This window comes from Flavobacterium fontis (genome assembly GCF_900129405.1).
GTDB classification, from domain to species: domain Bacteria; phylum Bacteroidota; class Bacteroidia; order Flavobacteriales; family Flavobacteriaceae; genus Flavobacterium; species Flavobacterium fontis.
In genome coordinates, this window is record NZ_FQVQ01000009.1 from 23,718 (window position 1) to 38,614 (window position 14,897).

At 38.4% G+C, this 14,897-nt stretch carries 12 protein-coding genes; 5 read left to right on the plus strand and 7 right to left on the minus strand.

What is annotated here, in order from left to right:
* Positions 1-18: 18 nt before the first annotated feature.
* Positions 19-591 (plus strand): outer membrane beta-barrel protein, encoded by a 573-nt coding sequence (locus BUC17_RS08605; protein WP_073363398.1) that lies wholly within the window; start codon positions 19-21, stop codon positions 589-591.
* Positions 592-642: 51 nt separating this feature from the next.
* On the opposite strand, the gene BUC17_RS08610 is transcribed toward BUC17_RS08605, so the two are convergent.
* Positions 643-1,437, minus strand: coding sequence for a DUF2797 domain-containing protein (locus BUC17_RS08610; protein ID WP_073363400.1), 795 nt, complete (start codon positions 1,435-1,437; stop codon positions 643-645).
* A gap of 212 nt (positions 1,438-1,649) precedes the next feature.
* Here BUC17_RS08610 and BUC17_RS08615 point away from each other — a divergent pair, with 212 nt between their 5' ends.
* The 3 genes from BUC17_RS08615 (at position 1,650) to BUC17_RS08620 (ending at position 5,601) form a co-directional block, all read left to right on the plus strand.
* Positions 1,650-3,179, plus strand: a complete 1,530-nt coding sequence (locus tag BUC17_RS08615; RefSeq protein WP_073363401.1) for a GH3 auxin-responsive promoter family protein — start codon at positions 1,650-1,652, stop codon at positions 3,177-3,179.
* Positions 3,176-3,313 (plus strand): hypothetical protein, encoded by a 138-nt coding sequence (locus tag BUC17_RS14090; RefSeq protein ID WP_159433941.1) that lies wholly within the window; start codon positions 3,176-3,178, stop codon positions 3,311-3,313. Before BUC17_RS08615 ends, BUC17_RS14090 begins: the two co-directional genes overlap by 4 nt.
* 74 nt (positions 3,314-3,387) lie before the next feature.
* Entirely contained in the window at positions 3,388-5,601 is a 2,214-nt protein-coding gene (locus tag BUC17_RS08620; protein ID WP_073363403.1) for a TonB-dependent receptor domain-containing protein, read from the plus strand.
* A gap of 368 nt (positions 5,602-5,969) precedes the next feature.
* On the opposite strand, the gene BUC17_RS08625 is transcribed toward BUC17_RS08620, so the two are convergent.
* The 6 genes from BUC17_RS08625 to BUC17_RS08655 form a co-directional block, all read right to left on the minus strand.
* Complete coding sequence (locus tag BUC17_RS08625; protein ID WP_073363404.1) at positions 5,970-6,416, minus strand: protease complex subunit PrcB family protein; 447 nt, start codon at positions 6,414-6,416, stop codon at positions 5,970-5,972.
* Between the two features lie 10 nt (positions 6,417-6,426).
* Positions 6,427-9,324: a S8 family serine peptidase gene (locus BUC17_RS08630; RefSeq protein WP_083544826.1), complete on the minus strand. Its 2,898-nt coding sequence runs from the start codon at positions 9,322-9,324 to the stop codon at positions 6,427-6,429.
* Positions 9,325-9,866: 542 nt separating this feature from the next.
* Complete coding sequence (clpX, locus tag BUC17_RS08640; RefSeq protein ID WP_073363409.1) at positions 9,867-11,096, minus strand: ATP-dependent Clp protease ATP-binding subunit ClpX; 1,230 nt, start codon at positions 11,094-11,096, stop codon at positions 9,867-9,869.
* A gap of 83 nt (positions 11,097-11,179) precedes the next feature.
* Entirely contained in the window at positions 11,180-11,836 is a 657-nt protein-coding gene (gene clpP, locus BUC17_RS08645) for an ATP-dependent Clp endopeptidase proteolytic subunit ClpP (RefSeq protein WP_073363411.1), read from the minus strand.
* Between the two features lie 331 nt (positions 11,837-12,167).
* Entirely contained in the window at positions 12,168-13,502 is a 1,335-nt protein-coding gene (gene tig, locus BUC17_RS08650; protein ID WP_073363413.1) for a trigger factor, read from the minus strand.
* Between the two features lie 94 nt (positions 13,503-13,596).
* Positions 13,597-13,944, minus strand: coding sequence for a phage holin family protein (locus tag BUC17_RS08655; RefSeq protein ID WP_073363414.1), 348 nt, complete (start codon positions 13,942-13,944; stop codon positions 13,597-13,599).
* A gap of 95 nt (positions 13,945-14,039) precedes the next feature.
* Between BUC17_RS08655 and BUC17_RS08660 the strand changes: the two genes are divergently transcribed.
* Positions 14,040-14,858, plus strand: coding sequence for a T9SS type A sorting domain-containing protein (locus BUC17_RS08660; RefSeq protein ID WP_073363416.1), 819 nt, complete (start codon positions 14,040-14,042; stop codon positions 14,856-14,858).
* The last annotated feature ends 39 nt before the right edge of the window (positions 14,859-14,897 follow it).

Sequence of the window (14,897 nt, forward strand, 5' to 3'; positions counted from 1 at the left end):
TATTACTAATTCTTTACCATGAAAAAAATCATTCTTATTGCAGTACTTGCCACAGGATTGTGTGCCACTGCTCAAAAACGCATTCGCGGCGATGTTGAACTTACCCCTTACATCGGGTATCATTCGTCAACGTATAGTTCAACGTCAGGTGCTGATGGCTTAAACACCCTTCAATTTGGTGTGCTCGGCGATTTTTATTTTAACAACCGCTGGAGTATACGTACGGGATTGCAATCGCAAACTATGGGCGTTGAAGTTTTTGGCTTTGATGAAAAATTAAATTACATTCAAATCCCAGTGAATGCCAATTGGCACTTTGGTTCCAGTCGGGCTTGGAATTTGAACTTCGGTTTGACAGGCGGGGTATTGACCTCTGCGAAATCCGGTGGTGAAGATATTTCAGAATTCGTTGAGGGGACTCAAATCGGACTCTCATTTGGTATTGGGTACAAAATCTTCTTGAACAAACGTACCGGATTACTTATTGACTATCAAGCGTTTTCTGGAATGACAGATGTTTCAAAAAATCCTATGATTGACGTACGCAATATTGCTGGAAGTCTTAACTTAGGCTGTGTCGTGCGACTTTAAGTTGCCGCTCTTTCTTAAAATACAACGACCAAGAAAATCTTGGTCGTTTTTTTATACTTCTATTTTTACCGCATAGCCTTCATAGGTGCGCACATTAAACACCGTTTGATCTTCAAAAATTAAATATTGCCCTTTGACACCTACCAGTTTTCCTTCATAAAAAGGCGACTTGTCCAAATTAAGACTTGCCACTTTGGAAGGGTATTGCAATACGGGATAGTGTAATTCCCATATCTTGTTGGCATTTAGATCAAAATAAGGACGCACTTCTTCGGGGAGTTTTTCGGCTAATGTGGTTAGCATGAGGAGTAAATCGGCGGCAGGCACTTCGTTTTTCAACATCTTTTTCCAATTGGTTTTATCGGCAAAATACTGTTTCAACGCTACTTCGGTAATTCCTGCCAAATAGCGATTAGGTACCTCTACTATAGGAAGGGCTTGCACGGCTCCTTGATCAATCCAGCGTGTAGGCACTTGCGATTTGCGGGTAACACCCACTTTGACCTCACTCGAAAGGGCCAAATAAACAATGTGGGGTTGTAATTGGATTCGTTTTTCATATGCCAAATCCCGATCTTCAATATCCAAATGGGCGGTACTCAATTCGGGCTTCATGATCCAATCGCCTGCCGACGGACTTTGCATAAAACAATCGTAACAAAATCCTTGTCTAAAAATTTTCTTGGCTTTCCCACAATGCAAACATTGGTAACCCGTATGGTGTATGGCAAGAGGCTTCCCCAAAAGTTGGTTCATGTGTAAAAAACTGTTTTCAAAAACCAAATAATATTGAATGGGATCTTGAAACTCGGTTTGCATTTTGGTTAATACACCTTCGTAAGCCATTATGAATTGCATTTAGATTATTTGTACGTAAAGATAAAAGAAGTACAATGTTTTGGGAATAAAATTTGTTCTTTTTCACCATTTCTTTGAGCACAAAAACATATTTTTTTGTACTTTTAACTAGCTATACTAATCACTTCATTGTGCCGGTTACCTAAAAATGAAATCGTTTTTGTCTCCGGCTAAAACACAGTGATTTAAAACCATTTTTTATGCCATTTCCCATTATCAATTCCATCGCCTCATGGGTGTTGAAACAGCGAATTCACCAAATTGAGTTGTTTTTAAAATACCCCAATGAAGTTCAAGAAGATTTGTTATTGAATCTCATCCGGAATTGTGAGGAAACGGTAGTGGGTAAAAAATATGATTTTGCATCGGTAAAAAGTTACCAAACCTTCATCGATCGGGTGCCCGTATCCAGCTATGAGGATTTAGAACCGATGATTGAAGAAACCCGCAAAGGGTATCAAAACATTTTTTGGCATTCCCCGATTAAGTGGTTTGCCAAATCGAGCGGAACGACCAATGCCAAAAGCAAATTTATCCCCGTAAGTAACGAAGCCTTAGAAGACTGTCATTATAAAGGCAGTAAAGATTTATTGGCCATGTACTTGCATAATAATCCCGATTCGGGGTTGTTTTTGGGAAAAAGTTTACGCCTTGGAGGCAGTTCGCAAATCTATGCCAACAACAATACGTATTTCGGAGACCTGTCGGCAATTCTCATTGAAAACATGCCGCTTTGGGCCGAATTTAGTAGCACTCCGAGTAATAAAACTTCGTTGATGAGCGAATGGGAAACCAAATTGGCCGCCATTATTCAAGAAACCAAAAATGAAAATGTTACCAGTTTTGCCGGAGTTCCCTCATGGATGCTTGTGTTGATTAACCGCATGTTGCACGAAGAAGGAAAAACGAATTTATTGGAACTTTGGCCCAATTTGGAAGTTTATTTTCACGGCGGGGTTAGTTTTGAACCGTATCGTGAACAATACCAAAAGATAATTCCAAAAGCGGAGTTCAAGTATTACGAAATTTACAATGCCAGCGAAGGCTTTTTTGCCATTCAAGATCAAAATTTTTCCAGTGATTTACTGTTGATGTTGGACTATGGTATTTTTTATGAATTCATCCCGATGGACACTTTTGGCACTTCAGCGCAAAAAATCGTTCGGTTGGCCGAAGTAGAACGCGATAAAAACTATGCCGTGGTCATCACTACCAACTCGGGCTTATGGCGCTATATGATTGGCGATACCGTACGTTTTACGTCACTGAATCCTTATCGAATTCGCGTTTCGGGTCGCACCAAACATTTCATCAATGTGTTTGGCGAAGAATTGATGGTAGAAAATACCGATCGCGCTTTGGCCGAAACCTGTAAACAGTTGCAATGTGAAATTAAAGATTATACCGTGGCTCCTATTTTTATGCAAGACAAAGAAAAGGGCGCCCATGAATGGATGATCGAATTTGCTCAAAAACCCGAGTCGATTGAGACTTTTGCAAAGCTTTTGGACGAAACCTTGCAATCGTTAAATTCTGATTACGAAGCCAAACGCTACAATAATATGACCTTAAACCCTTTGAAAGTGAATGTCGCCCGAGAGAATTTATTCTACGATTGGCTAAAAGAACGCAATAAATTGGGGGGACAAAACAAAATTCCACGATTATCCAACCAACGGGATTATTTGGAGCAACTTTTGGGATTACAACAAACACCACATTTCTTATGAGAAAAATAATCCTACTCGTTTTGGCAGTATGTTTTGCGGCCTGTGGTCCAAAACGGATGAAATGTTATGGCCGTCGTTGTGTGACCATTGACGTTCCATCGGCACCCTCCTCAAAGGCACAACTTCCTTCATAACTTTTTTTTGTGATTGCGGTGTAACAAATTTTCGACACCTGAGTCTTATTTGTCATCATCAATCAATCACAATCATGAAATCAACTTATTTCACCCTACTGCTCATAGTAGGCTTTAGCGCCTTCGCGCAAGAACCAAACAATCCCGAAAAAAGTCAAGCCAACGATTCGATCAAAACCAAGGTAACGACCCTTGATGAGGTAACTATTGCGCAAAAACGCAAATACATTAAAGTCGAATCCGATAAAACGACGGTCTCCATCAAAGATAACCCGATGGTGAGTAGCGGCAGTAGTCTGGATGCTATCAAAAAATTACCCGGCGTGATTACCTCGCCAACGGGAGAAATTTCGCTAAACGGTCGAGGTGTTCGTATTTTTATCGATGGAGCACCTACTTCTTTGGCGGGAACCGATTTGCAAAATTACCTGAGTTCACTGCCCGCCAATGCGATTGAAAAAGTAGAATTGATATACAATCCTGGCGCTTCGTATGATGCCAATGCGAGTGGTTCAATTATTAATATTGTGACCAATGCAAAACGCAAAGCGGGAATTAATGCGAGTTTTAATATCAATTACAACTTCAACAAATACCAAAAACCGAGTCCACAAGTGCTAGTGAACGGAAAATCAGGTAAATTGAGTTGGCAAACCATGACGGGGTATAACTACATTGAAGGAGAAAATCGCCGTCGTATCACTCAAACCTTTACTGCTTTTACGCCCGATAAATTTTTGGACCAGGAAAATTTTGGGGTCAATATTTACCGCAATTTCTATTTTCGCGGAGGAACGAATTACCGCTTTAATGAACGTTCTAATCTATTGTTCAATTACAATGTTAATGCGGCCAATGAGCGCAGTCGTTTCGAAAACAGCACGTTAGGCGACAACATCGATTACCGCAACGAAGGGTTGTCTAAAAACAAAAGCTACAATCACGAATTGAGTTTGCAGTTTAAACAAAAATTAGACACCATTGGGTCTTCGTTTGATGTTACAGCCTATTCCAATTTCTTGGATCAAAAGCCAATTTCGTCGGCATCAGCCTTTGATTTAGCCACGTCGAATACATTTACTAATTCGAGTAATTCGGTTTTCCATTTAAACAATCATTACTTGAAGTACGATTTTGTCTTTCCTATTCCCCAATGGAAGTTAACCCTTTCCACGGGAGGTAAATACAATTATTTGTCGGTGGTTCAAGATGGAAACTACTTTTTAAATAGTGTGACCCCCAACGTGATTACCTTCGACTATCGCGAAGACAACTTGGCCTTTTATGTGGAAGCGCGCCAACAGTTTAAAAAATTGAGTCTGACCGCTGGTTTACGCTACGAAAACTTCCATATTGACCGTTTGACGAACACTTTAGCGCAGAAAGTAACATTCACCAATCGAAATCTTTTCCCCAATGTAAGCGCCCTTTATGCCTTCACGGATCAATTGAATGTTTCGGCCTCGTATTCAAAAAAAATCAACCAACCGAATTATTTCGCTCTGAATCCAAACAACAGTTCCAATTTTGACCAGTTCAATGCGTCGCAAGGAAATCCATTGTTGAATCCGACGTTCTTGGACAACTTTGAACTGAAATTTTCGGCCTTCCAATTTGTTCAATTAGGAGCCAATTATACCCTCAGCAAAGACAACAACTTGTTTGTTTTCAGTGCTGATCCCAATGCCACCACACCCATTAGCAATGCTACTTTCCGCCAGTTTGAGGAGTTTAGAACCTTCAGTGCTTTTGCGAGTTTCCCCATTCCGTTGGATTACTTTTTTAAGGGAAAAGAGGAGTTTCAAAAACGCATGAACAACATGGATCAAATGAATTACATATTTGTGAATGTGAATTACATCAAGTCGGAGTTGCGTGGCGTTTCGCTGCCTTACGGTACAGAAGGCTTGTTCAATTATGGGGCACAGGCGCAAATCATTTTGCCTTGGGGCATCAAAAATGTGATGAATTATTTCATTTTACCGGGCAATGGAAACTGGGAAATCTACCGTATTACCAAACCCATTCAGCAATTTGATATTTCCTTCCACAAGGAGTTTATGGATAAAAAACTAAAAATTGGTCTCCATGCGATGGATTTGTTCAATCAAAACAACATCAATGCTTTGGTGGCTGGAGAAAATTTGGACACCCGTTTCCGTGAGAAGATTGACTCGCGTGTATTCCGGATTTCGTTGACGTATAATTTTGGTAATCTAAAACTTCAGAAAGAAAACACCGATATTCAAACGGAGAAAGTAAATTCTGGAGGTGGCTTACTGAAATAAATTTGAGGTTAGTGTATAAAAAAAGCCGTCTCAAAACTGAGGCGGTTTTTTATGATTTTTAATGTTTGACATACAATATTTTAACTATGATACTTTAAGATTTTAAACCAAAAAAATCGATTAACCTATTCGTTGGATGATTTACCACCAAATAAAAATTAAGCCCGTTTACCGTTGTAATTGAAACAAAATTGGCACCCCTTTTAGCCAAACTTTTATTTTCTGCTCATTCATTTGTTTAGTCATTAGCGCCACAAATAAGATGTTCTCGCTTGAAGGGGGTATTTTTATATAAAGTCGTTTTTTTCTTTTAGCTACCAAAAGTAATCTATTCCAAAAAAAACTGTCCTCTCGAACAGCTTTTATCTTTATTGAAAAATAACCGGTTTTGATGACTTTGGTATTTTGACGATGTGATAAGGTTGAACAACAGCATTAAAACAATTGTTAATATCACCCGAACTTGAATATTGTACTGTAATATTATTTTCATATTCAGTTATACTATCAATATTAATGGAAAAATTTGTACACGGCCTTTCATCATCAATAATTGCAATGATATCATAATTAACAAAATCTATGGTAGTTTGTGCAAATGTATTTGAGACAGAATTCATAGAACTTAGTAAAGTATTCCAATCTGTTTGATTTGTTATTTTTAATGAAATTTGTGTTAAGCCAGAAATGTCATTCCCCTTGCCAATTAAAACAGGAGTTATTGTTACAGGCACAAAAGGTGAAGGTGTATTGTCACTTTCACTACAGCTGTTTAAAGTGATTAAAGTTATGATTGCAAAAAATAATGTTCTCATAATGTTTTTATTAATGTTTAACAAATGTTTTAGCGTCTAGTATTTGTCCGTCACATACAAGGGCAACGGTGTAAAAACCATTTTGAAAGTAGCGTACATCTATATTCTTGCATGTAGTATTCAAATCTAAAATATAATTATTTGAAGTGGATGCATTGCCATAATAACCAATAATCATCAAATAGGCAGAACTAACTTCATTTAGTTGATAACTCACTTCAATAGTTTCTGACGCAGGATTTGGCGTTATCATGTTGAGATAGCTTGGTTTTATTTTTACTTCTATTTCACCATAATCTTTATATCCATCAGCCAGCGCAATTACTTCTAATCTATATTTTTTGGCAACATCGGCATCTACTGTTAAATCTTTGCCTTGATATACCAGATTATTTTCGATATCATACCAATTATAAATAGCTGCTTCATTTATTTGTTCCGCATATATCGTAATGACATCATTTTTATCTACTTCTTTATCAGCACCCGGATTTGCAATAAATAAAGGTCTAGATTTTTTCTTAACTACATAAGTTTCGCCACCAATAATTTTATTTGTCCCTGTTTCACGTTGTATTACATGATATACATACTTAGATTTATTAGTTATTTCTTCAGTAAGAAAATTAAACTTAAGATATAATGCTCCTATTTCTTTAGGATTAAACTCTACATCTTGCAAAAATACATGGTTGCCTTTTATAACTTTTATTTTATCCTCTACTGTATTTTCCAAACGTTCAGCTTTTTTACCCCCACGAACCCATGCTTGGTATAAAACCTCGTCCATTTTTAAGGTTACCTCTGCTTCTTCATATATAGGTTTACCGGTTTCTAAATCTTCTTTCACTAACTCCAAATAAAATGATTTGGGTGTATCAAATGTGTTGCCAACAGCAATAACACCACCTATCGTTTGTTTTGTAGGATTATCGGTTTCTAAGTCAACAATAGTTATGTTTTTCCAAGCAATGTTATTATTATTAATTACGTTTTGAACTAAATCTGGTGTTTCAGGAAAAGTCATTTCATCAATAGCTGAAACAATTCTAGCTAACAAACAAAAATGCCATGGTTCTGAAAAAATCCCGTTATATATTGCAGGGTTTGGCACTGTAAATGGCATATGCATTATCACCTCTTCACCCGGTTGTAGTACCGGAATAATAACATTACCTATTGTGTTTCCTAATAAAATGGAAGTATTTCCATTAAATGTGGCTCCGTTCCACATTTCAGGCCAGTTTAAACCCGTAGATGCTTTTGCCCAATAGGTGTTTAATCTTTCTGTACCCGTAGTTGCTTCACAACCATTATTTTTAACTCTTACATAAATATAATTGGGAGTCGTTGCGCTATATTCAGGATTTTGATGATCTAAACCACCATCCTGATAGTTTCTAATCCAAATATCTTCACTCGCCCAAAAATATTGTGTTGTTGTATTGGGTTCTTCCCCTGTTTCTGAAGGTGAATCTTTTATGACTAAGTCTAATCCTTTGTAACGTAATTGTGCTTCTAAAACTGCCTGATAGGTGTTTAATCTACCATATCCAAACTCTAACGATTTTCCGGGAAAGTCAGCATTATATTGATAATCGTAACTTCCAACTTTTTCCGCTGTAGAGGCCAATATATCCTTTATTTCTAGTTGCGATAAACAAGGGTTAATAGACAACATTAAGGCAATTGTTGCAGAAACCATTGGTGAAGAAAAAGATGTTCCAGTACCTTGGTTTGGGAAGGAATATGAGTTGTTTACAGATGTACTAATTGTACCTACTCCAGGAGCAACAATAAACAAATTTTCTCCATAACAAGAACCTAACCATTTTTGATCATTTTGATTACTAGCTCCAACACCCAGAACCTTTGGATGATTAGCTGGATATGTCACTGTATCAACTCCATAATTACCAGAAGAACATACAATAATAGCTTCGTAATTATCATAAGCATACTCAATAGCATCATTAATTGCCGTACTTGAAGCACCCGATACAGTTAACTGAATTATTTTAGCTCCTTTTTCACAAGCGTATAAAATAGCATCATCTAATGATATAAAACTAGGATTTGTGTCTCCTATATTAATAGTAAGCAATTTACATCCGAGATTATTCCATCCTCCAGCTATTCCAGCAATACCTTTATTATTATTTGTTTTTGCACTTACTATTCCTGCTATTCTAGTACCATGCGGATTTGAAATCGGTCTTGAATCATTATTATTTAATGGAAAATTCCAACCTTTCCAATCGTCAATTAACCCGTTGTTATCATCATCAATGCCGTTTCCAGTTTGAGGATTATTCGGGTCTGACCATGCATCTTCTCCGGGATTGAAATATATATTTTGATAACCATCTGTACCAAGTCCCAAATCTTCATGCGTCCAATCTGTACCTGAGTCTATCAAAGCTACAACTAGACTAGGTTTTCCAGTTTCAATGTCCCAAGCTTCTTTAGCTTGAATTCTATCTAAAGCCCATTGATTTGATTGTTGCGTATCGTTTGAGGTTTGATCATATTTCCCATAAGTAGGTATTTCAAGATGAGAAACAATATTTTCACTAACAATGTTGGCAGATCGTTGAAAGATATCTAAGTTTTGATTAACTTGAAAATCATACCATCCCGTAGCAGCTTTTCTAATAAAAGTTAAATTTTGTGCTACTATAAAATTTTGAATAGCGGCATCTGAGGTTTCATCAGTAAATTTTATGGTAATTTGATTGTCAATAACTTGATAATATTGAAGATCAGATGTGTTTAATACTCTCCAATGATTATCAACCTTGATGTAGTTTTTATTTTGAAAAATTTTTTGTGCTTCTTCTTGTCCATAAAAATGGAAATTAGTCATTAAAAGCGATAATAAAATTAAATTCAACAATCTGATTTTCATAATCTCTAAAATTTAAGTTCTTGCCTACTCTTGTCCCTCTCTTCGGCTCTTGAAGTAATAACTCTTAACAATCATGAAGTTTAGGGAAAGTGATTTTTCTCTGAACCTAACTTTTCTAATTCAACAGTTCGAAGTTCAAAATCCACAAAAAATACATCTAACGTAAAAATTTTCGCGTGGTTTACAATCAAAAAACTAGACTCAATAAACGCTCCGACCTTGGTGTTTTTCTCATTTTTTATCAAAGTTAAAAAAAAAAATGTATAAATTACACGCATTAGCTTGGCTTTTGTTAACTATTTTTAGCGAAAAGAGCGTTTTTATGACAACTTGTTACTAGGAGCATCGCGTGAAAATCTGCTAAACACCTCACTTTTTAATACGCTAACTTTTATCTATTAAATTCTATTTTTTTTATCAAATAGATATTTCAGAATAATAGAGGTTTTGATGGGGTATTAAGGGAGCTAACAACCTATGAGAGGGTAGTTTACCAAAAAAAAGCCGTCTCAAAATTGATATTGAGACGGCTACTTGTATGTTTAAGAAGCAATTTCTAATCGCTTCAGTAAGTTTTTATTCAAAGCATGCTCGGCATAGGCTTGGTCTATTTCTAGATTTCGCTCGTCGGAGCCAGGCAATTCGTACATGGCGTCGGTGAGAATGGCTTCACAGAGCGAACGTAAGCCTCGGGCACCTAATTTGTATTCTAATGCTTTTTCAACAATATAATCGAGCGCTTCATGGGTCACCGTTAAAGCCACATGATCCATGGCAAACAATTTTTCATACTGTTTGATTAAGGCATTTTTGGGTTCGGTAAGAATGGCCCGTAAGGTTGCTTTGTCGAGGGGGTCCATGTGGGTTAAAACCGGTAAACGACCAATGATTTCGGGAATTAAACCAAAGTCTTTTAAATCTTTAGGGATAATGTATTGCAACAAATTATCTTTATCTACCGCTTCTTTCTTTTGGTTGCTGTACCCAACGGCTTGTCGATTTAAGCGTTTAGAAATCACGCGTTCGATACCGTCAAAAGCACCGCCTGCGATAAACAAGATGTTTTGGGTATTGACCTCCACAAATTTTTGATCGGGGTGTTTTCGTCCGCCTTTGGGGGGAACGTTGACCACGGTACCTTCCAATAATTTGAGTAAGGCCTGTTGAACGCCTTCACCCGACACGTCGCGAGTGATGGAGGGATTGTCGCTTTTTCGAGCAATTTTATCAATTTCGTCAATGAAAACAATCCCGCGCTCGGCTTTGGCTACATCGTAATCGGCGGCTTGAATCAACCGCGTGAGTATGCTTTCAACGTCTTCCCCTACATATCCGGCTTCCGTCAATACGGTAGCATCGACAATTGCTAAAGGCACATCCAACATACGGGCTATGGTTTTGGCCACTAAGGTTTTGCCTGTACCCGTTTGTCCGACCATGATGATGTTGGATTTTTCGATTTCCACTTCATCGGCGGCGTGGGGTTGCATTAACCGTTTGTAGTGGTTGTAGACCGCTACGGAAAGTACTTTTTTGGTTTGTTCTTGACCAATGACATATTGATCCAAAAAAGAACGAATTTCTTTGGGGTGTTTCAACACCAAATCGGCTGCCGATTTGGCACTTGCTCCGGTGCGAATTTCCTCCAAAACGATACCATGGGCTTGCTCGATACAACGGTCACAAATATGTGCGCTAATCCCGGCAATCAACAAATTCGTTTCGGGTTTTTTACGTCCGCAAAAAGAACATTCTAAAACTTCTTTAGCCATAAGTAAGCTGCTGAGCTGCTGAGAAACTGTGCCTATGAGCGGTTGAGGCTTTGGGGCTCAGTTGCTGAGTAGCTTGTTAAAAATTATCTGCGTAATACTTCGTCGATCATACCGTATTCTTTGGCCTCATCGGCAATCATCCAGTAGTCACGTTCGGAGTCTTTGTATACTTTGTCAAACGATTGTCCCGAATGATTGGCAATAATATGGTACAATTCGTCTTTCAATTTCAACATTTCTTTCAAGTTGATTTCCATATCGGTGGCCACGCCTTGCGCTCCGCCGGAAGGTTGATGAATCATGACACGAGAATGCGGTAAGGCCGAGCGTTTTCCGGCGGCCCCAGCACATAAGAGTACGGCTCCCATAGAAGCGGCCATACCCGTACAAATGGTGGCCACGTCGGGTTTAACGTACTGCATAGTGTCGTAAATTCCTAAGCCGGCATACACGCTACCGCCTGGGGAGTTGATATAGATTTGAATGTCTTTGGAAGCATCGACGCTTTCTAAGAAGAGCAATTGCGCTTGGATAATGTTGGCTACATAATCGTCAACGCCTGTGCCCAAAAAGATGATGCGGTCCATCATCAAACGAGAGAACACATCGAGTTGCGAAACGTTTAATTGACGTTCTTCAATAATATAGGGTGTCATTCCAGCTACGATTTTGTCGTAGTAAAGGCTGTTGACCCCGTGCTTTTTCGTCGCAAATTTTTTAAATTCTTTTCCGAAATTCATAGGTTGTGATGAAATGAATTAATATTCTTTTTTACTAGATGCGAAAAGGAGTACAAAGGTTGTACCGCTTTTCATAGAAATGCCAAAGTGACGGTTTGTAGGGAATTGCAGCCCGGATTGCCGTGGAGGTCACCGGAAGTGGCGGTCGTGTGATTGTGGGAACCGCAGTGCGACCGAAGGAAGCGCCTGTGGGGCCAAACAAGAACCGAGCGGCACAACGGTACCGAAACAAAAGCCGGAAATGCTGCCCAAAAAACCGTAAGAACGTATTTAAAAAAAAGCGTCAAAATCGAGGAGACTTTGACGCTCAAATATAGCAATATTATTTGAATTAGTGTTTCAACTCGCCGTACATCGCTTTCACGAAGTCTTCGTAGTTCACCTCTTTGGTTTTGGCTTTCACGCTGTTTTTGAACAAATCCAACATTTTTTGGTTCATCACTTGTTCAGACAAGCGACGTACCTCATCTTGGTTGGACATGACGCGGGCCACGATGCCTTGCACATCCTCGTCGGAAGGATCCATTTGGCCGAATTGTGCCATTTGTTGCTTGATCAAACCGGAGGTGTAGTCTTTCAATTCGTCGAAGGTAATTTGAAGGTTGTTGTCCTTCATGATTTTACTTTCGATCAATTGGTAACGCAATCCTTTTTCAGAGCGCTCGTATTCGGTGGCTGCTTCTTCGGCAGAGATTGGGTTTTCACCGGTGGTTTGAATCCATTTTTTCAAGAATTCAGCGGGTAAATCGAACTTCGTGGATTCCACCAAGAACTCCGTCACATCGTTTAAGAATTTTTGGTCGGCTTGTTGGGCAAATTGACGCTCGGCATCTTCTTTAATTTTCGCTTTTAATTCGTCTACAGAGGTCACCGCTTTGGGTCCGAACAATCGATCAAACAACTCTTGATCCAAGGTTGCGGGCTCATAACCGATTACTTCATCAATGGTAAAAGTCACTTCGATATCTAAACCGTGTACGTCATCATGACCGATGTTGAGTACATCCATTAATTTGTGATCGTCGTTGAAAAGGCCTTTGGTTTTTAAGGTAACTACATCACCTACTTTTTTACCTAAGATTGCTTTTACTGCTTTTTTGTCGGCTAAGTCTTCCAAATCAAGTGTTGTACGGTTGTTGATGCCGCGCTCTTCGTTGGCGAAGATTCCCGCTACATCATTTCCTTCTTCTACTTTGTCTTTGGCAATTACTTTTCCGTATTGTTTTTGGATGCGGGCGATTTGACCATTTAACATGGTATCATCAGCGACCACATTGTATTTCACTACACTTGTTTTGGCCCCTAAATCCACGGAGAATTCGGGTGCAAGACCCAATTCGAATTCGAATTTAAAATCTTCGGTATCCCAGTTGAAATCCTCAGTTACTTTAGGAAGTGGATTCCCTAAGATGTCTAATTTTTCTTCAACCAAGTAGTTGTTTAGACTTTCTTGTAACAATTTATTTACTTCATCCAACAATACTGCTTTTCCGTATTGTTTTTGGATTAAAGTCATAGGCACAGCCCCTTTGCGGAATCCGGGGATGCTTGCATTTTTACGGTAGTTGGTTAACACTTCCTGTACTTTGTCTGCATAATCGCTTTTGTTCACTTCTACAGTCACTACTGCATTCAAAGCGTCCACATTATTTCTTGTAATATTCATGAGATGGAACTAATTTTTAGTATATAAAATCGGGTTGCAAAAGTATAATTTTTCTGCAACCCGTCCAAGTTTTATTCTATTGATTTTTAAAGTCTTATTTTTTGAGTTCGGTCAACCTGTAAACAAGTGACTGCGAGAGTGAAAGCACTATGCTAAAAAGCATTGCCCAACCGATATTTTTGACATCAAATCCGTCAACAAAATAATCGCAAAGCATGATCATCATTCCATTGATAACGAGCAAAAATAGCCCTAAACTAAACACGGTTATCGGCAAGGTAAAAAGCACGAAAATGGGTTTTACAAAAAGATTCAATACCCCTAAAACCAGTGCTACCGTTAAGGCTGTTGTAAAGGCATCGACCACAATTCCCTTCAAAAAATAAGGAATAATCATCACCAGTAGAGCGGTAACTAACACACGCACAAGAAGTTTCTTCATAAAAGCAATAAATTTTAACAGGTTTAAAGGTAAAAAAAATTGTGAGAAATAATAATATTACTTAGATTTGCTTTGTAATTAATAAATTTATGTACATGAAAAAACTATTACTTTCTTTAACATTGTTGGCTTCTTCTTTTGGATTTAGCCAAATCCTTACACAGGATTTTCAAGGAACTGATTGGCCTCCAACAGGTTGGACAACAGAAACGTTGGTTGCTACTCGTCCTTGGGGTTTTACCACAACCATTTTCAATGCTAATGGACAAGCAACCTTTAACATTACTGGAGGTAAATCAGCAGCTAAAGGGTGGATTGCTCAAGATGACGATTCACACTTAACAAGTCCATCGTTCAGTTTAGTAGGATATTCTTCTGCTACTTGGACATTCAACATTAAATGTGGATACGAGTATCAAGTAGATCCATTTCCAAATGGAGATATCTTAGCTCGCGTTTCTACAGATGGTGGTGCTACTTGGACTACCGAGTGGGTTGAGGAAGATTACGGTCCTTACACTGACTATGAAACCTTAAACATCTCTATCGATATGGCACCTTACTTAGGTCAAGCTGATGTTCGCGTTCGTTTTCAATACATCGCTAACGATGCTGACTCAATGTCTGTGGATGATATCGTAGTTTCTGGTAACTTAGGCGTAAGTGAAGTTTTATCTTCTGCTTTCTCTACGTTCCCTAACCCAGTAAACAATGTATTAAACATTAAGAGTGCAGAAAACACTCTAGTAAACGCTATCCGTATTGTAGATTTAAACGGTAGAACTGTTAAATCTTTGGATACAAATGGTGTTGCTGATATCGCTGTTAACGTAGGTGATTTATCTGCTGGTGTTTACATGGTAAACCTTGAAACAGAAGCTGGTACAGCTGTAAAAAAATTCATCAAAAACTAATTTAGTTTTCGAATTAAATAAAAGGCTTCCCTACGGAAG